A 17910-nucleotide genomic window follows, 5' to 3' on the forward strand; every position below is an offset into this window, starting at 1 on the left:
CATGATCGGACAATCGCTGGCTGATCTGTGGCATGGCTTCGGCGTCGCGCTGGAGATGCACAACCTGATGTGGTCGTTTGTCGGCGTGCTGGTCGGCAACCTGATCGGCGTGTTGCCCGGCATGGGCGCGCTCTCGGCCATTTCCATTCTTCTGCCGCTCACCTATTCGATGGGCCCGGTGCCCGCCGTGCTGATGCTGGCCGGCATCTTCTACGGCTCGCAGTATGGCGGCGCAATCGGCGCAATCCTGCTGAACCTGCCGTGCCATCCGCCGCATGCCGTCACCTGTCTCGACGGTTATCCGCTCGCCAAGCAGGGCCGCGGCGGGACCGCGCTTGGCATCACGATGGTGGCGTCGTTCTTCGCGGCGTCGTTCGGCATCATCGTGATGATCTTCGCTTCGCCGCTGCTCGTGCAGATGGCCTTCAAGTTCGGTCCGACCGAGATCTTCGCGATCATGCTGCTCGGCCTGCTGGCCGGCGCCACGATGAGCCGCGGCTCGGCGCTCAAGGGCGTGGCGATGACGTCCGTCGGACTGCTGGTGGGCGTGGCCGGCACCGATGTCAACACCGGCATCTCGCGCTTTACCTTCGGCATGGTGGAGCTGTCGGACAAGGTGGAGCTGGTGGCGCTCGCACTGGGCATCTTCGGCGTGGCGGAGTTCCTGCGCAGCGTGAACCGCATCCAGGCGGTGGGCGGCAAGACCCGCATCCGTTTGCGCGACATGCGGCCGAGCCGCGCGGAGTTGCGCGAGGCGTTCTTCCCGCTGCTGCGCGGCACGTTCATCGGCACGCTGTTCGGCGCGATGCCCGGCACCGGCCCGACCATCACGACCTTCATCGCCTATACGCTGGAGCGCAAGGTATCGCGCAATCCGGAGAAGTTCGGCACGGGGATGATCGCGGGCGTCGCAAGTCCCGAAGCGGCCGCGCATTCGAAGACGCAGGTCGACTTCATCCCGACCATGAGTCTCGGCATTCCCGGCGACGCCACCATGGCGCTGATTCTCGGCGCGCTGCTGATTCACGGCATCCAGCCGGGCCCGCGTCTCATCACCGAACATGCCGATCTGTTCTGGGGGCTCATCGCGAGCTTCTGGATCGGCAACGTGCTGCTGGTGATCCTGAATGTGCCGCTGATCGGCGTGTGGGTGCGTCTGCTGCGCGTGCCGTATCGCTTCCTGTATCCGGCTGCGCTGTTCTTCATTGCGATCGGCGTGTACAGCACCAACAACAGCCTGTTCGAGATCGGCGAGGTGCTGGTGTTCGGCGTTGCGGGCGCGATCTTCGCGTCGCTCAAGTTCCCGGTGGCGCCGATCCTGCTCGGCTATGTGCTCGGACCGATGGTGGAAGAGAACTTCCGCCGCGCGCTGCTGCTCTCGCGCGGCGACCTGCTGGTGTTCGTCGAGCATCCGATCAGCGCGGTGTTCATGGGCATCAGCGCCGTGCTGATTCTCGTGCAGGTGTGGCTCGGCATGCGCGCCATGCACCGTGAGCGCAGGCAGCGTCAGCAGACGGCGCAATTGCGCACGACGAGCTGACCTCTCCGGGCCGGGCCGCCGCGTCATGAGGCGGCGCCGGCCCTTGCCGCCCGATGCGTTGCGCATCGGGACGGATATTCCATCGCCATCCGAACGACCCGCGCCGGTTCCCGAACCGGTGTGCGCGCCGTCTCGTCTCGTCATCTCCCGATGACTTCCCTTTGCCCGCCCGATCCCGCGCCGCGCGAGGCGCTCTCTTGCCAACGACCACAACGGAGACACCTGGATGCACACCACAACGAACAATCGACGACCCACGGGGGCGCTGCGCATCACGGCAATGACAGGCGCGCTGCTCTGCGCCGCAGGCGCGCATGCGCAGAGCAGCGTGACGCTGTACGGGATCGTCGATGCAGGCGTGGAACACGTCAACAACACGTCGGCGGGCGGCGCGCAGACGCGCGTGGTGTCTGGCAATTCGTCGGGATCGCGCTGGGGGCTGAAGGGCGTCGAGGATCTCGGCGGCGGCGTCAAGGCCGTGTTCACGCTCGAAGACGGCTTCAACATCAACGACGGCGCAACGGCGCAATCCACCAAGGGTATCGGCGCGAACGCCGCGACCACGACGCGGCTGTTCGGCCGGCAGGCGTGGGTCGGCATCGCGACGAAAGGACAGCGCGTGACGCTGGGCCGCCAGAACACGCTGCTGTACGACCAGGCCATCGCCTTCGATCCGATGGCGGTGTCGTCGCGCTATTCGGCGCTGTCGGTGGACTACGCGATGTCGGCGCGCGCGGACAACTCGGTGAAGTATCTCGGCAGCTTCGGCGCGTTCAAGGCAGCCGCGATGTACAGCACGCGCTACGACACCGGCTACGGCGCTGAAGTCCCCGGCGCGCAACTGACGGGGCGCTACTTCGGCGGTTCGCTGACCTATGGCGCGGGACCGCTGGGCGCCAGCGTGTCGTACGAGCAGCGCAACAGCAATACGGTGACGACCAACACGGCCCGCGAGCGGCGCGCGACGGCCGCGCTGAGCTATGAGATCGGTGCGCTGAAGGCGTTCGCGGGCTATCGATATTTGCAGGCGTCGCGCCAGTTCCTGCCCGCGAGCCCGATTGCGCTGGCGAACGGCTCCGATGCAAGCTCGGCGAACATGTACTGGCTGGGCGGCCGCTACGCCGTGACACCGGCGTTCTTCGTCAGCGCGGCGGGCTATCTGCAGGATGTGAATTCTTCGGATGCGGATCCGTGGCTGCTCGTGCTGCGCGCGGACTACGTGCTGTCCAAGCGCACGGATATCTACGCCACCGCCGGATATGCGCATAACGAAGGCAATTCGGCGCTCGGCGTGGGCGGTTACAAGACCGTTGCGGCGGGGTATGACCAGACGGGCTTTGTCATCGGGATGCGGCAGCGGTTCTGATGAAGGGCGGCGACACCCGGCACGCCAGGTGTCGCCGCAAGGAAACTGCGCGTTTCGCCGCTCGATGAAGCGCGCCAATATCGTGTGTCGAAGAGGGCGCGGACGTGCCGACCTTGATGCAGCAGCGCGAAGACGGAGTGCGGACCGAAGCGGCCAGACGCGCGAATCGGGGCGACGCCGAGCTATGGCGCTGGTTCTGTCTGGCCTGTCAGGAAGGCCGCATTCGCTGGTGCCGTTCCAGTGAGGGCTGGCTCGTCAGCGTGAACCATCGGCACCTCGCCACCGAGCCCGATTTCGATGCTGCGATCCGGCAGGCTCACGCCAGACATCTGGCGCGAGCGGATCGCCTGGACTGAGAGGCCTCCGCTCCGAAGCGTCCCTTTCCACTAAGCCATCTGCGATACGAACTTCGTGACGAGATACGCTTCCATCGCTTCGGTGCCGCCTTCCGACCCGTAGCCGGATTCCTTCACGCCGCCGAACGGCGTTTCCGGCAGGCCGAGTCCGTGATGGTTCAGCGAGATCATGCCGCTTTCGATATCACGCGACAGCGCGGCGAGCGTGCCGGCCGCGCCGCTGTAAGCATACGCCGCCAGCCCCACGGGCAGGCGGTTCGCTTCCGCGATGACTTCATCGCAGGTGCGGAACGAGACGATCGGCGCGATGGGACCGAACGGTTCCTCGTTCATCACACGCGCCGCGAGCGGCACGCCGGTCAGCACGGTCGGCTCGAAGAAAAAGCCGCGCCTCTCCGGACGATGTCCGCCGAGCGCCAGCTTCGCGCCGTGGGCAAGGGCATCGGCTACCAGCCGCTCCATTGCTTCGACGCGCCGCGCATTCGCGAGCGGTCCCATCTGCACGCCTTCATGCAGACCGTCGCCGGTTTCGAGCGCACGCGCTGCCGCGACGAAATGCTGCGTGAAGGCCTCGCATGCCTTCTCTTCGACGAGAAAGCGCGTCGGCGAAATGCACACCTGTCCGGCGTTGCGGAACTTGGCGGCGGCGAGCAGCTTCGCCGCGCGCGGCAGGTCGGCGTCGGCGAAGACGATGGCCGGCGCATGACCGCCCAGTTCCATCGTCGCGCGCTTCATGTGCTGACCCGCCATCGACGCAAGCAACTTGCCGACCTGCGTCGACCCTGTGAACGAAATCTTCGCGACCGCGGGATGGGCGATCAGGTAGCTCGACACGTCCGCCGGCACGCCGAAGACGAGATTGAGAACGCCTTCGGGCAAACCGGCATCGACAAAAGCCTGCACCAGCGCCGCGCAGCTCGCGGGCGTTTCCTCGGGTCCCTTGAGGATGATCGAGCAACCCGCCGCCAGCGCCGCCGATACCTTGCGCACCGCCTGGTTGAGCGGGAAATTCCACGGCGTGAAGGCGGCGACGATGCCCACCGGCTCGCGCGTGACGATCTGCGTGACGCCGCCGGCGCGCGCCGGGATCACGCGGCCGTAGGTGCGGCGCGCTTCTTCCGCGAACCACTCGATGGTGTCAGCGGCGGCGAGCGTCTCCAGACGCGCTTCCGCGAGCGGCTTGCCTTGCTCCATCGTCATCGCCACGGCGATGGCTTCCGCCCACGACCGCACGTTGTGAGCGGCCTGGCGCATCAGCTTGCTGCGTTCGAACGCGGCGGTCTTGCGCCAGACTGCGAAGCCGTGCTGCGCCGCGCGCACCGCGTCCTCCAGTTCCCGCTCTTCCGCGAGCACGACGCTGCCGATGATGTCCTCCGTCGCCGGATTGACGACCGGCCGCGTGCGACCGCCTGTGCACCAGGCGCCGCCAATGTGAAGCAGCGTGTCGGAATACGCGCGATTCGGTTGGTGTGCTGCCATGGCCTGAATGTCTCCTTAAGTACGCGACGCCGAGACTGCCTTGGGCGCCGCATGAGTGTCTTCGTAGATCGGATCCCAGTTGATCATCAGCGCGATCACGAGCCCGATGACCGGCACCACCGAGATGTACAGCAACGTAGTGGCCATGCCCGCCGACGCCATGATGATCGGAAACAGGAAGAAGCCGAAGATGCTGCCGCCGCGCGCCATGCCCTGGCCCCAGCCGGAGCCGAGCCCGCGCAGTTCGGTTGGGTAGGAGAGCGTTGCGAGCGTCATGCCCTGTCCCGGTCCGATCGAATGGCCGAAGATCATCGTGGCGAGCAGCAGCGCCATGACGTACGGGCTCAGATGCGCATGCATCGTGCCGAACAGGAGCAGGCTCAGCGCGACGATGCAGTAGCCGAGCATCGACATGCGCCGTACGCCGACTCTTCCCGAATACTTCGCGCCGAGCGCCGCGCCGATGATGCCGAACACGTTGAAGCACACGGCGCCGAGAATGGCGTTTTCCATGGAGTTGCCGAAGATGGCCTGCGACATCGACGGGATGTTGAAGCCCACCGAGAAGTATTCGATGGCCTGCGTGATGCACACAGCCGAAGCGAGAATGGTGCGCGGCAGATACTTGCCCTGGAACAGCGCTGACAGGCTCTGCTTCGCCTCGCGTTTCTCCGCGAAGCCCGACGGCTGCAGATCGACGCGAATGTTGTAGGTCTTCTCGAGAATCCTCGCGGCCTGGTCCAGCGGCAGATTGTGCGCGGCCCAGCGCGGGCTTTCATCGGCGAAGAAGTAGCGCGCCAGCAGGATGATCAGCGCCGGAATCGCGCCGAAGCCAATCGCGAAGCGCCACAGATGATCGCCGAACATGGCGGTGTCGAATGGCAGGATAACGAGACCGCTGCACGATGCCGCGACGTACCACATGACCTGCCATGCGCCGACGCTTGCCGTCTTCGACTTCTTGTTGACGATCTCGGCGACATAGGACAGCGCCACCGGAAAGTCGAGACCGACGCCGATGCCCATCAGCAGACGGAACGCCAGCAGCATTTCGAAGCTGGTCGAGAGCGCCGCGCCGATGGCCGCCACCACCAGCAGCGCCACGTTGATGATGAGAATCTTGAAGCGCCCGATCCGGTCGATGTAACGCCCGCCGACGATTCCGCCCAGACACGCGCCCAGCGCCATGATCGCGGTGATGAGGCCGACTTCCGCCGGCGTGAGATGGAACGCCTGCCGCAACTGCACGATGCCGACGCCCAGGCTCGCGAAGTCGTAGGCATCCACGAAGATGCCGCCGAGTGCGACCAGCGTGAGCAAGAGCGTGCGCTTGTCCGAAGGGTGCGCATCCACGAAGCGCTCAATGTCCTGCGCCGATTTGACGACCAACCTGTCCATGTCCTGTGTCTCCTGTCTGTCCACGTCTGATGTGTTTGTTTATGACGCTTGCTTGAACTGTGCCGCCAGTTCGTCGAGCGGCGGCACGAAACCGATGCCGGGTAATTCGCCGAGCGCCACGCGCCCGTCGTGTGGCTGGGCAATCGGCCCGCACAGCAAGGTGCGCAACGGATTGGGATTGGCGTCGACTTCGAGCATGCCGTCGCCGCCCGCCGCCGCCAGCAGGTGCGCCGAAGCCAGCAGCCCAAGGCCGCCGCCGAGATAGTGCGGACAGTAGCGCAGGCCCGCCGCGCGCGTCGCCTGGATCACCGGCCAGCAGCCGGAAACGCCGCCCCACTTGGCGGCGTCGGGCTGCACGACGTCGTAGGCGCGTTGCTCGATGTGCATCGCGAAGCTCTGCGCGTCAGCGAGATTCTCGCCGCCTGCAATCGGCACCGGCGATTGCTCGAGCAGCGCGCGCCATTCGGCCACCGGACGGTTGCAGCGCAGCGGCTCTTCAAGCCAGCCCAGATCGAACGGCGCAAAGGCATGCGCCATCTCGATCGCGGCAGGCAGGTCCCATGCCTGGTTGGCATCGACTTGCAGCGTGCAATGCTCGCCGATGATCTCGCGCAGGCGCGCCAGATTGCCCAGATCGCGCTCGCGCCCGAAACCGACCTTCAGCTTGAACGAGCGATAACCTTCAGCGGCTTTCTCGCGCACCAGCGCTTCCGCGCCAACCGGATTCAGGCCGCTGGCATACACCTCGATGTCGCCGGATGCGCCGCCGAGCAGACGCCACAGCGGCAACTGCGCCTTGCGGGCCCACAGATCCCACAGCGCCAGATCGAGGCCGGCGATGGCCTGCGCGAACGGTCCCGGCTCGCCGGATTGCAGCGCGAGGACTTCGGTGCGCTGCGTGAGCATGTGGAAGGTATCGACGGGATGCACGACCGGATGCTCGACGAGCATCGGCGCGAACACGGACTCCACCAGACGCGCCCGATGCTCCGCGCCCACCGACGGGAAATTGCACCAGACTTCGCCGAAACCCTGAACACCGTCCGAATCCGTGATGCGCACGAACACGGCGGGGCGGTCCGTCATCGTGCCGAAGGAGGTGCGCACCGGCGTCGCAATCGGGGCGCGGAACACGAACGCTTCCACCCGCGCGATGCTCACCGGCTCGATGCCATGCGGATCCAGCCGTGGAAACGCTCCGCGTCGCGTTTCGGTCATTGCCTGCCTCCTGATGATTTTTCAAGTTAGAAAGTATGGTTTATAGTACTACCATGTTTTAGAATTTTGCAATCGGTATCGATGCGGGCTTTCCCGCAAGGGCCACCGGTTCACAATCAGAGCAACAGGAGACACGCCATGCAGAACAAACAGGACGCTTATGACTATGTGATCGTCGGCGCGGGATCGGCGGGATGCGTATTGGCCAACCGGCTGTCCGCGGATCCGGCGTGCCGGGTATTGCTGCTGGAGGCCGGCGGGCATGACCGTCACTTCTGGCTGAAGCTGCCGGTCGGTTACTTCCGGAGCATCTACGACACGCGCTTTTCCTGGCAATTCGCAGTCGAGCCGGAAGCCACCACGGGCATGCGGCCCATCGTCTGGCCGCGCGGGCGCGTGCTCGGCGGATCCAGCGCGATCAACGGCTTGCTGTATATCCGTGGACAGCGCGCCGATTACGACGACTGGGACGCGCTCGGCGCACACGGCTGGTCGTATCGCGACGTGCTGCCATTATTCAAGCGCTCGGAGAAGTACGCGGGCGGCGAGACGGTATATCACGGCGCCTCGGGCGAGCTGGGGGTCTCGGACCTGCGCAACGATCATCCCTACTGCGACGCATGGCTGCGTGCGGGCGAGGAAGCAGGCTTTTCGCGCACGCAAGACTTCAACGGCGAGAAGGATGACGGGCTCGGGCCGTATCAACTGACCATCGCGGGACATTGGCGCTGCAGCGCGGCGACGGCGTTTTTGCATCCGGTCCGGCAGCGCCCGAATCTCACCGTGAAGACGGGCGTGCATGTGACGCGCGTGCTCTTCGAAGGCGACGATGCAGTGGGCGTCGAATATGTGCTCGACGGCGTCGCGCATCAGGCGCGCGCGAGTCAGGAGACGCTGCTCGCGGCGGGCGCGCTGCAATCGCCGCAACTGCTGCAACTGTCGGGTATCGGCGATGCGGCGCTGCTCCGACAGCATGGCATCGGCGCGCGCGTGCATGCGCCCGAAGTCGGACGCAATCTGCGCGATCACTATCAGGCGCGCGTCATCGTCAAGCTCAAGCACCGCATGTCCCTGAACGACGACGTGCGCAATCCGTTCAAGCTCGCGGGCATGGGCGCGCAGTGGTTATTCGGCAAGCGCGGCCCGTTGACGGTCGGCGCGGGGCAGGTGGGCGGGCTCGTCGCGACCGAGCATGCCGAACGCGGCCGTCCCGATGTCCTGTTCAACGTGATGCCGCTTTCGGTCGACAAGCCTGGCGACCCGCTGCACGGCTTCTCGGGATTCTCCGCTTCGGCGACCCAATGCCGCCCGGAATCGTCGGGCACCGTCGGTTTGCGCAGCGGCGATCCGTTCGCGCCGCCGCTCATCCACGCAAACTATCTGCGCGAGACGAAGGACGTGAAGACGCTCGTGGCGGGGTTGAAGATTTTGCGCGAGATCTACGATCAGCCGACCTTCCGTTCGCTCGTGACCGGCGAGGAACATCTGCCGGGCGCGGGTCTGCGCGGCGACGCGGAACTGGAGGCGTTTGCGCGGCAGAAGGGCGGCACGGTGTTCCATCCGGTCGGCACCTGCCGCATGGGTTCCGACGACCGGTCAGTCGTCGATGCCGAACTGCGTGTGCGTGGCGTGAACCGGCTGCGTGTGATCGATGCGTCGGTGATGCCCAACATGATCTCGACCAATACGAACGCGGCCGCGATCATGATCGGCGAGAAGGGCGCGGCGCTCGTACAGGGACGCATCGCGGCGCCCGCGCTTGCCGAGGCACTATAGTAGAGGCTCTATAGTCCAGACATGCTGACAATGACACGTGCCTCGCTGGCCAGTCCCATTCCGCTGTACCTTCAGATCGCCGATGCGCTGCGCGACCGCATCGCGCGCGGCGTCTGGCAGCAGGGGCAACTGATCCCGACGCTCGAACAGATCGCCGACGAGTTCGATGTCGCGCGCGTGACCGCGCGGCAGGCCGTGCAGATGTTGATGACCGAAGGCGCGCTGACGCCGCAGCGCGGACGCGGCACGTTCGTGTCGGCGGCAGCGCCCTCCATCAAGCCGGTGCAGGTCGTGACCAACCTGCAGGAACTCGCGGAGATGTACCGTTCGACCACGCCGGAGCTGCTCACGGTGGACGAGAACAGCCGCGCGCCGGCGGTGGGCGCTTCGCTCGGCGCGCTCGCGCCCGCGTACACGCACATGAAGCGCGTGCATTCCACAGAGGGGGCGCCGTACTGCGTCATCTCGCTCTATCTGGACGAGCGCATTTTCTCCAAGTCACCCGAGCGCTTTCGCTCGCAAACGGTCATTCCGCTGCTGATGGATCTGAAGCCGTGTCCCATTGCGAAGGCGCATCAGACCCTGACGATCGGGAGCGCCGACGCGGAAACCGCGCGGCTGTTGCGCGTGCCTGCTGAATCGCCCATTGCGCGCGTGGAGCGCGTGTTCAATGACCGTGACGGCGTGGTGATCTATTACGCCGATGTCGTCTATCGCGGCGACGTGGTGCGCCTCGAGATGGATCTGGGCGGAACGCTCGTCAAGAAGAAGTGACGGGCCCCCGTCCGATCAACTCTCCCCATTCCGCGCCCCTCCCGCCAGATACTCGTACTCGTCCGTGTTGATGTGCGTGATCCGATACTCAACCGGCTTCTGGTTGATCGAGTAGGCCACGCGCTCCACTTCCAGCACGGGCGCGCCCGCTTCGAGTTCGAGCAGCTTGCCTTCCAGCTCGCTCGCGCGCGCGACCCGCAGGCGTTCATCCGTGCTGGTCACGTTGATGCCGAACGCATCCTGATAGAAGTTGTAGAGCGTGTTCGGCCGTTCGCGCAACATGCTTTCGGTCAGGCCGGGGAACTTGGTTTCCGGCAGCATGACCGTGTCCACCACCACGACCTTGTCATGCAGCGCGAGCGCGTTCGTGAACACGAACAGCCGCGTCCCTTCGGCGATGCCCAGCCGCGCGGCCACCGCCGGCGGCGTCTTCGCGCGCTTGAAGTTGACCAGCGTCACCACGGGATAGGCGCGGTCGCCATCGCGCCGCGCCACGCGGAAATAGCGGAAGAAATGCCGGTCACGCCGATGCTGCGCGACGAAGGTGCCCAGCCCTTGATGCCGGATCAGGATGTTCTCGGCGCATAGCTCGTCGATTGCCTTGCGCAAGGTGCCGATCGACACGCCGAAGCGCTCCGCCAGCTTCTTCTCGGATGGAATCACCTCGCCGCCTTTCCATTCCTGTGCGGTGAGCGCGGCCAGCATTGCTTCCTTGACTTCCTTGTACCGCGTACCGCCCGGACCGACCGGCATGCCCATGACCGTGCTCATCGCGCCTCCCTCGACCTTCTCCTGAACTGTCCGCGTATTGTAACCCGCGTCTCCAGAAACATGTAACACATATAGATGACCTAGTTGACATGGATGACATCGACGCCTACCATGCATCTCAACGAACGGCGCGGGGCATCCCGGGCAGGCCATCGGAACATCACCAACAGGAGGAGCACATGAGTCACGCAGCAGCGGGAGCAAGCAGTGCAACCCAGGCGGAAGCGGGTGAGCGCAGGACCATTCATATCGTGCTGCACGAAGCCAAGGACACGGTGGGCGTCGCGGTGGTCGAAGGCATCAAGGCCGGATCGCAGTTGAACGCGTGGATGATGGACGAGGACGAGATCGTCACAGTGCCCGCGAAGCAGGACATTCCCATCGGTCACAAGGTCGCGCTGAAGGACATGAAAGTGGGCGACACGGTGTTCAAGTACGGCGTGGACATCGGCAAGGTGGTCGCGCCCATCTCGGCGGGCGAGCACGCGCACGTGCACAACATCAAGACGAAGCGCTGGTAAGCCGTCGCGCTGCATCGGACCCTTCACCCCACATCGAGAGAGAGACACCATGAGCGCGATTCAACTGGATACCACTTTCCGCGGCTATCGCCGGGACAACGGCCGCGTCGGCGTGCGCAACCACGTCATCATCCTGCCCGTGGACGACCTGTCCAATGCCGCCGCCCAGGCGGTCGAAGCGGCCATCAAGGGCACCATGGCCATTCCGCATCCCTACGGCCGCCTCCAGTTCGGCGCCGACCTCGACCTGCACTTCCGCACGCTGATCGGCGCGGGCTCCAATCCGAATGTCGCGGCGGTGGTGGTGATCGGCATCGAGGAGGGCTGGACCAAGCGCGTCGTGGACGGCATTGCGAAGTCGGGCAAGCCGGTGATGGGCTTCGGCATCGAACTGCATGGCGATCACGACACCATCATGCGTGCCTCGAAGGCCGCGAAAGAAATGGTCCAGTACGCCACCGCGCTCGAACGCGAGGAATGCCCGATCAGCGAACTGTGGGTCTCCACGAAGTGCGGCGAATCCGACACGACGTCGGGCTGCGGCGCGAATCCCACGGTCGGCAATGCGTTCGACAAGCTCTACGGCCTCGGCAATACGCTGGTGTTCGGCGAGACCTCGGAACTGACGGGCGGCGAGCAGATCGTCGCGGCGCGCTGCGCGAATGACGGCGTGCGCGAGCGCTTCCAGTTCATGTTCGACCGCTATCAGGACATGATCAACCGCTGGAAGACCGACGACCTCTCCGAGTCGCAGCCGACCAAGGGCAACATCGCGGGTGGCCTGACGACCATCGAAGAAAAGGCGCTCGGCAACATCCAGAAGATCGGCAAGAAGTGCATGGTGGACGGCGTGCTCGACAAGGCCGAAGAGCCGACGCATTCGGGCCTGTGGTTCATGGATTCGTCGTCGGCGGCGGCGGAGATGGTGACGCTGTGCGCGGCATCGGGCTTCGCGGTGCATTTCTTCCCGACGGGGCAAGGCAACGTGATCGGCAATGCCATCGTGCCCGTCATCAAGATCTGCGCGAACCCCCGCACGGTACGCACGATGGGTGAACACATCGACGTGGATGTCTCCGGGATCCTGCAACGCGAGCAGAACCTCGACCAGACCGGCGACAAGCTCCTCGAATGCATGCTTGCCACCGCGAACGGCCGCTGGACCGCTGCGGAGACGCTCGGTCATCGCGAGTTCGTGCTGACGCGTCTGTTCGAAAGCGCATGACGTTGCGGTAGTTTCAGAAGCAAGGATTGCAGAGGCATACAGAAGTCCCCGCCCGATGCGCCCGGCGGTCCGGCAAGCCGTCACAGAAACGGCCCGGACCGCGGCGGCGCGCATCGCAAGTCATCTGACAGCAAGTGGAGGAGACACCATCTTGCGCGTGCTCAAGCATCTCTATGTCCAGGTCCTGATCGGCCTGGCAGCCGGCATTCTCGTCGGCTATTTCGCGCCGACGCTCGGCGTGCAGTTCAAGCCGCTGGGCGACACCTTCATCCGCCTCATCAAGATGCTCATCACGCTGCTGATCTTCTGCACGGTGTCCGTGGGTATCGCGCGCATGGAGAGCCTCAAGCAGGTGGGACGCGTCGGCTTCAAGACCATCCTGTACTTCGAAGTGGTCACGACCATCGCACTGGTCATCGGTCTCGTGGTCGCGAACGTGGTGCATCCGGGCGCGGGTCTCGACATCGATCCGAAGACGCTCGATCCCGGCGCGGTCTCGCACTTCGTCACCGAAGTGCACACCGCCGAGCACAAGAGCCTGCTCGAAGAACTCGTGCCGAACTCGGTGGTCGGCGCGTTCGCGCGCGGCGATCTGTTGCAGGTGCTGCTGTTTTCGGTGCTGTTCGGCGTGGCGCTCTCGCTGATGGCCGAACGCAGCAAGTTCCTGGCGCAGGCGATCGAGCAACTGGGCGATGCGTTGATGCGCATCGTCGAGATGATCATGCGTCTGGCGCCGCTTGGCGCGTTCGGCGCCATCGCGTTCACGGTGGGCAAGTACGGCATCGGCACCTTGCAGCAACTCGGCCTGCTGATCCTGTGCTTCTACGTGACGAGCATCCTGTTCGTCGTGCTCGTGCTGGGCACCGCGTGCCGCTGGGCGGGCGTGAGCCTGTGGCCGCTGCTGCGCTATCTGCGCGAGGAATTGCTGATCGTGCTGGGCACCTCCACGACGGAATCCGTGCTGCCGCGGCTGATGGAGAAGCTCGAACGGCTCGGCTGTCCGAAGTCGGTGGTGGGTCTCGTGCTGCCCACGGGCTATTCGTTTAACCTCGACGGCGCCGCCATCTATCTGACGATGACCTCGCTGTTCATCGCGCAGGCCACCAACACGCATCTCTCGCTGATGCAGCAACTCGGCTTGCTGGCGATCCTGCTGCTGACGTCGAAGGGCGGCGCGGGCGTGGCGGGCGCGGCGCTGGTCGCGCTGACCGCTACGCTCTCCTCGCACAACATCATTCCGGTGGCGGGCATTACGCTGATCATCGGGATCGATCGCGTGCTCAACGAGATCCGCGCGCTCGTCAACATGATCGGCAATGCGGTGGCGACGCTGGTGGTCGCGCGCTGGGAAGGCGTGTTCGATGTCGAAACCGCGCGTGCGATACTCGCGGACCCGCGCGCGGCCCTCCAGGAGGACACGCGCATGTTGATCGAACCCGCGCAGGATCTGCAGAAATGACCGCATCAGAAGACATCACGCTCGCTCCCGACACACTGCACGCACTCGCGCGCCGCGCCTTGCTGGCGGCGGGCGCCACCGCATCGGCTGCGGAAGCCACGGCAAAGGCGCTCGTCTATGCCGATGCGCGCGGTCTGTCCTCACATGGCGTCGCACGCCTGCCGATGTACCTCGCGCAACTGCGCAACGGCCGCGTGGATGCGGCGGCGGTGCCGTCCATCGTGCGCGACCGGGGCGCGGCGTTTCTCGTCGACGCCGCCGATGGCCTCGCCTTCGATGCCTGCGCACTTGCCATCGCGACCGGCATCGAACGCGCCCGCACTTTCGGCACGGCGACGGCAAGCGTCACGCGCAGTCATCACTTCGGCGCGGGCGCGTATCACCTCGAAGCGGTGGGGCAGGCGGGACTCGTCGGTCTCGCGTTCAGCAATGCGCCGGGTTCCATGCCTGTATGGGGCGGCAAGCGCGCGCTGCTCGGCACCAATCCGATTGCCGCCGTGTTTCCGCGTGCACAGGCCGAGCCGTTGATGATCGACCTTTCGCTGTCGCAGGTGGCGCGCGGCAAGATCATGGTCGCGGCCCGCGACGGCAAGCCCATTCCGGAAGGCTGGGCCACCACCGCCGATGGCGCGCCGACCACCGACGCTCACGCCGCGCTCGGCGGCATGATGCTGCCCTTCGGCGGCGCGAAGGGCGCCGTGCTGGCGCTGATGGTGGAACTGCTGGCGGCGGCGTTGTCGGGCGCGCAGTTCGGTTCGGAGGCGGGATCGTTCCTGACCGAAGAGGGTCCGCGCTCGGGCGTGGGCCATCTGTTCTGGCTGCTCGATCCGGATGCGCTGGCGGGCTCGCGGGTCTATCAGGAGCGCATCGAGACGCTGATCGAACTGATGCTCGCGGATGACGACGTGCGTCTGCCGGGTTATCGGCGGCATGAGATTGCGGCGGCCAGCGAGCGCTCGGGCATCGTGCTGAACCGCAAGCTGTTCGAGCAACTCAGCGCACTGGCGAACGATAACGCTGACGCGCTCTGATATCCGCTCCGCATAAAAAATTCTTATCAGTAAAAGGCAACACACCGCACGAACACCTTCCCTCGCGATACCCGAACAGGCGCCTTCAAGACGCCCCGGAGACAAGCATGCGCAAGATCTTTCGTCAGATTTACGTGCAGGTTCTCATCGCAATCGTCGCCGGCGCGTTGCTCGGCCATTACTTCCCGCATGCGGGGCAGAGCGTGGCGCCGCTGAGCACGGCGTTCATCAAGCTGGTGAAGATGGTGACCGCGCCGCTGATCTTCGTGACCATCGTGCTCGGCGCGAAGGAGATGGGCGGTGCGGGCGCGCTCGGGCGGATCGGCGGGAAGTCGATCATCCTGTTCGAACTCACGACGACCCTTGCGCTGCTGTTCGGGCTCTGGGCAGTCAATACGATCCAGCCGGGTGCAGGCCTGAACCTGACGCCCAGTTCCATCGACGCGAGCGTGCTCAACGGCTATGAACACTCGATGCATGCATCGGGCGGCATCATGGGCTTCCTGCTGGGCATCATTCCGGACAGTGCGGTATCGGCATTCGCAAACGCCGACATGCTCCAGGTCGTGCTGTTCTCGACGCTCTTCGCGATCGGCCTGTCGCATGCGGGCAAGACCGGCGAGACGGCCTACAAGTTCTTCGAAGGCGTCGGCAGTGCGCTGTTCGGCATCGTGCGCATCGTGATGCGGCTTGCGCCCATCGGTGCGTTCGGCGCGATGGCGTATGCGGTGGGCAAGTTCGGCTTCGGCACGATGAACTCGCTGCTGATGCTGCTCGTCACCGTGTATGTCGCGACGCTCGCGTATATCGTGCTGATTCTCGGCGGCATCTGCCTGATGTGCGACGTGAGTCTCTGGCGTCTGCTCAAATACATTCGCGGCGAGATCCTGCTGGTGATCGCGACGGTGTCATCGGAAGCCGCGTTCCCGCAGCTCGTGAAGAAGCTCGAAGCGCTGGGCTGTCCGACTGGCGTGGTCGGCATCGTCATGCCGATGGGCTACACCTTCAATCTCGCCGGAACCTGCGTCGCGCAGGTGATCTGCGCGGTATTCATTGCACAGGCATTCGGCATTCAATTATCCGTGGCGGAACAGGCGGTGCTGGTGGGCATCTCGATGCTGACCTCGCGCGGCATGGCGGGCGTGGCCGGCGCGAGCTTCATCTGCCTGCTCGCGACGCTTGCCGCGTTCAAGCACATTCCGATTGAAGGCGCGGCGATCGTGCTGGGCGTCGATCGCTTCATCGCGGAGATTCGCGCGACGACCAACATGATCGGCAATGCAGTGGCGACGGTGGCGGTCGCGCACTGGGAGCGTCAGCGCGATGACGTGTGCATGCGCGAGACGCTTGGGATGCGGCCGAAGGCGGTGACGCGTTAGCCGGGCTGGCCGACTGGCTTCCAACTCCCTGTCTCCGGACACAAGCTGGCAGGCGCACCATCCACCCACACTTGTTCGTCATCGAGTTGGAGGGCGGTGGCGGGGGCTGTATCGAAGGCCACGTTCAGGGCTTGCGCGATACGTGCATCTTCGACGGGAAGCTCCCAGGTCAGGAACACTTGGGTGAGGTCCTGATCCGGCGCGAAGTCCGCTTCGCAGAAGCCGCTGCTGCCACGCGGGATGACCGCATGCGGCTGCCCCGTATCGAAGATCATGGCGGTTCCGCGCACCAATGGAATGCGCTGGCCCGTGAGCGGGAAATGCACATCCAGTCCCTTGTCCTCGCTCAGGAACAGATTGCAGAACGCCGCGCCGCCGTACTGCGCGCCGTCATGGTGATAGCGTGCGCCACGGCATGCCATCAGCGCCACGTCGCTCGAAGCCAGCGCACCGGGCAATCCGAGCGCATCCGTCCACGCAACCATGGCCTGCACGCAGTGGCGATAATCCGGCCAGCGCGCCTGGGTGCGCGCGAGGGACATCGGTTCGACGTCGCCGGCTTCCAGATCCAGTTGGGACGTTATCTCCCGTTGCCAGTCCGCGAGCACGCGCGCCGAAGGCGCGGGCACGTCGAGCGTATCCGACAGCACGATGCGGCTGACCGAGCGGCTGCGCAACGTGTCGCCGCTCCAGAAGAAGGAAGTCAGTTCGCCAGGCACGGCATGTCGCTCCTGGATCACTCGCTGCGCGCACGCATGCGCTTGCGGATTTCGGAATCGAGAATCAGCCGCCCGCGCAGCTTGCCCTTCATGCGCTTCACGTATCGCGGCGCTTCCGTCATGTGAATCACCATCAGCTCGCGGACCTTTTCGGCGTCCCGCGCGCGCGCCGCTTCGGTGATCGCCTTATGAATCTTCACGTTGGCGCGCCCGAAGCGTTCATGTTCGGCCTGCGGCGTATCGTTCCGATATTCGATCAACTGGCGGATCATTTCGTTGATCAGCTCGCAACTGAAGCGCAGGAACGGGTTCGGATTCGCGGCGGCGAGGATGTCGTGGAAGTTCACGTCTTCCTGACGCTGCCTGACGATATCCTTGCCCGCCAACGCCGACGACGGCTCGTCGCAACAGGCGATATTGCTTTCGAGCGCCGCGAAGTCTTCTTCGGTGAGATGCGGCACCGCACCGGCCGCCAGTTCGGGTTCGAGCAACTGGCGCACGGTGTAGATGTCGTCGATGGTCACGTCCTTGAAGAACAGATAGTTCTGCAGCAACTGCAAGGTGCGGTCGAGCGGCACCTCGACGATGGTCCCGCCGCCCGACGGCCCCGTCGTCACCTTGATGAGCCCTTGCACTTCGAGCGACTTGAGCGCCTCGCGAATCGTGCTCTTGCTCACCGTGAAGAGCTGCTGCAATTCCACTTCGCGCGGCAGCTTGTCGCCGGGCTTCAGGTCCTTCTCCGTGATCAGCCGCTTGATTTCCTCGGCGACCAGGTCCGCGCGCTTGGGCTGCTTGATCGATTGCCGCGCGAGCTCGATTCCCGCGCCGGCGCGCTTGGCACGCTCCATCACCATTCCTTGCTCCTCTCGACTCGCCGGCCGTTCAACCTGTCCAGGGC

The 17910-nt window shown here is 65.0% G+C and carries 16 protein-coding genes; 10 read left to right on the plus strand and 6 right to left on the minus strand.

Going from position 1 to position 17910, the window contains the following annotated elements; translation table 11 throughout:
• Position 1 precedes the first annotated feature (1 nt).
• The 3 genes from QCE69_RS17960 to QCE69_RS17970 all read left to right on the plus strand — a co-directional run bounded on the left by QCE69_RS17960 (position 2) and on the right by QCE69_RS17970 (position 3262).
• Positions 2-1540, plus strand: a complete 1539-nt coding sequence (locus tag QCE69_RS17960) for a tripartite tricarboxylate transporter permease (protein WP_309921063.1) — start codon at positions 2-4, stop codon at positions 1538-1540.
• A gap of 226 nt (positions 1541-1766) precedes the next feature.
• Positions 1767-2906 (plus strand): porin, encoded by a 1140-nt coding sequence (locus tag QCE69_RS17965; protein WP_409021210.1) that lies wholly within the window; start codon positions 1767-1769, stop codon positions 2904-2906.
• A gap of 104 nt (positions 2907-3010) precedes the next feature.
• Complete coding sequence (locus tag QCE69_RS17970) at positions 3011-3262, plus strand: hypothetical protein (RefSeq protein ID WP_309932133.1); 252 nt, start codon at positions 3011-3013, stop codon at positions 3260-3262.
• 30 nt (positions 3263-3292) lie between these two features.
• Here the strand turns inward: QCE69_RS17970 and QCE69_RS17975 are convergent, their stop codons facing one another.
• Genes QCE69_RS17975 through QCE69_RS17985 form a run of 3 tightly spaced genes read right to left on the minus strand, consistent with a single transcriptional unit; the run spans position 3293 to position 7357 of the window.
• Complete coding sequence (locus QCE69_RS17975) at positions 3293-4741, minus strand: NAD-dependent succinate-semialdehyde dehydrogenase (RefSeq protein WP_309932134.1); 1449 nt, start codon at positions 4739-4741, stop codon at positions 3293-3295.
• A gap of 15 nt (positions 4742-4756) precedes the next feature.
• A complete protein-coding gene (locus QCE69_RS17980) occupies positions 4757-6139 on the minus strand; it encodes an MFS transporter (RefSeq protein ID WP_309921076.1) in 1383 nt (460 codons plus the stop codon).
• Between the two features lie 39 nt (positions 6140-6178).
• Positions 6179-7357, minus strand: a complete 1179-nt coding sequence (locus QCE69_RS17985; protein WP_309921079.1) for a mandelate racemase/muconate lactonizing enzyme family protein — start codon at positions 7355-7357, stop codon at positions 6179-6181.
• Positions 7358-7495: 138 nt separating this feature from the next.
• Here QCE69_RS17985 and QCE69_RS17990 point away from each other — a divergent pair, with 138 nt between their 5' ends.
• Together QCE69_RS17990 and QCE69_RS17995 are read left to right on the plus strand one after the other, a co-directional pair.
• Positions 7496-9133: a GMC family oxidoreductase N-terminal domain-containing protein gene (locus tag QCE69_RS17990; RefSeq protein ID WP_309921082.1), complete on the plus strand. Its 1638-nt coding sequence runs from the start codon at positions 7496-7498 to the stop codon at positions 9131-9133.
• Between the two features lie 30 nt (positions 9134-9163).
• The gene (locus QCE69_RS17995; protein ID WP_309791185.1) at positions 9164-9907 is read left to right on the plus strand and encodes a GntR family transcriptional regulator; all 744 of its coding nucleotides are present in this window, start codon (positions 9164-9166) and stop codon (positions 9905-9907) included.
• A gap of 15 nt (positions 9908-9922) precedes the next feature.
• Here QCE69_RS17995 and QCE69_RS18000 read toward each other — a convergent pair whose 3' ends face one another.
• Positions 9923-10678 (minus strand): GntR family transcriptional regulator, encoded by a 756-nt coding sequence (locus QCE69_RS18000; RefSeq protein ID WP_309921086.1) that lies wholly within the window; start codon positions 10676-10678, stop codon positions 9923-9925.
• Positions 10679-10929: 251 nt separating this feature from the next.
• Between QCE69_RS18000 and QCE69_RS18005 the strand changes: the two genes are divergently transcribed.
• The 5 genes from QCE69_RS18005 to QCE69_RS18025 all read left to right on the plus strand — a co-directional run bounded on the left by QCE69_RS18005 (position 10930) and on the right by QCE69_RS18025 (position 16293).
• The gene (locus tag QCE69_RS18005) at positions 10930-11199 is read left to right on the plus strand and encodes a UxaA family hydrolase (protein ID WP_309922880.1); all 270 of its coding nucleotides are present in this window, start codon (positions 10930-10932) and stop codon (positions 11197-11199) included.
• Between the two features lie 49 nt (positions 11200-11248).
• Complete coding sequence (locus QCE69_RS18010) at positions 11249-12424, plus strand: UxaA family hydrolase (protein WP_309921090.1); 1176 nt, start codon at positions 11249-11251, stop codon at positions 12422-12424.
• A gap of 151 nt (positions 12425-12575) precedes the next feature.
• The gene (gene dctA / locus QCE69_RS18015; RefSeq protein ID WP_404987384.1) at positions 12576-13883 is read left to right on the plus strand and encodes a C4-dicarboxylate transporter DctA; all 1308 of its coding nucleotides are present in this window, start codon (positions 12576-12578) and stop codon (positions 13881-13883) included.
• Complete coding sequence (locus QCE69_RS18020) at positions 13880-14914, plus strand: Ldh family oxidoreductase (protein ID WP_309921092.1); 1035 nt, start codon at positions 13880-13882, stop codon at positions 14912-14914. Before dctA ends, QCE69_RS18020 begins: the two co-directional genes overlap by 4 nt.
• A 107-nt stretch (positions 14915-15021) precedes the next feature.
• Positions 15022-16293, plus strand: a complete 1272-nt coding sequence (locus QCE69_RS18025; protein ID WP_309921095.1) for a cation:dicarboxylate symporter family transporter — start codon at positions 15022-15024, stop codon at positions 16291-16293.
• On the opposite strand, the gene QCE69_RS18030 is transcribed toward QCE69_RS18025, so the two are convergent.
• Positions 16290-17012 carry a hypothetical protein gene (locus tag QCE69_RS18030; RefSeq protein ID WP_309921098.1) on the minus strand — a complete coding sequence of 241 codons (723 nt, stop codon included), beginning with the start codon at positions 17010-17012 and terminating at the stop codon, positions 16290-16292. The genes QCE69_RS18025 and QCE69_RS18030 overlap by 4 nt on opposite strands.
• A 17-nt stretch (positions 17013-17029) precedes the next feature.
• Positions 17030-17866: an FCD domain-containing protein gene (locus tag QCE69_RS18035; protein ID WP_309814420.1), complete on the minus strand. Its 837-nt coding sequence runs from the start codon at positions 17864-17866 to the stop codon at positions 17030-17032.
• Between the last annotated feature and the right edge of the window lie 44 nt (positions 17867-17910).

It is taken from the genome of Caballeronia sp. LZ032 (assembly GCF_031451315.1).
In the GTDB taxonomy this organism is placed as follows: Bacteria; Pseudomonadota; Gammaproteobacteria; order Burkholderiales; family Burkholderiaceae; genus Caballeronia.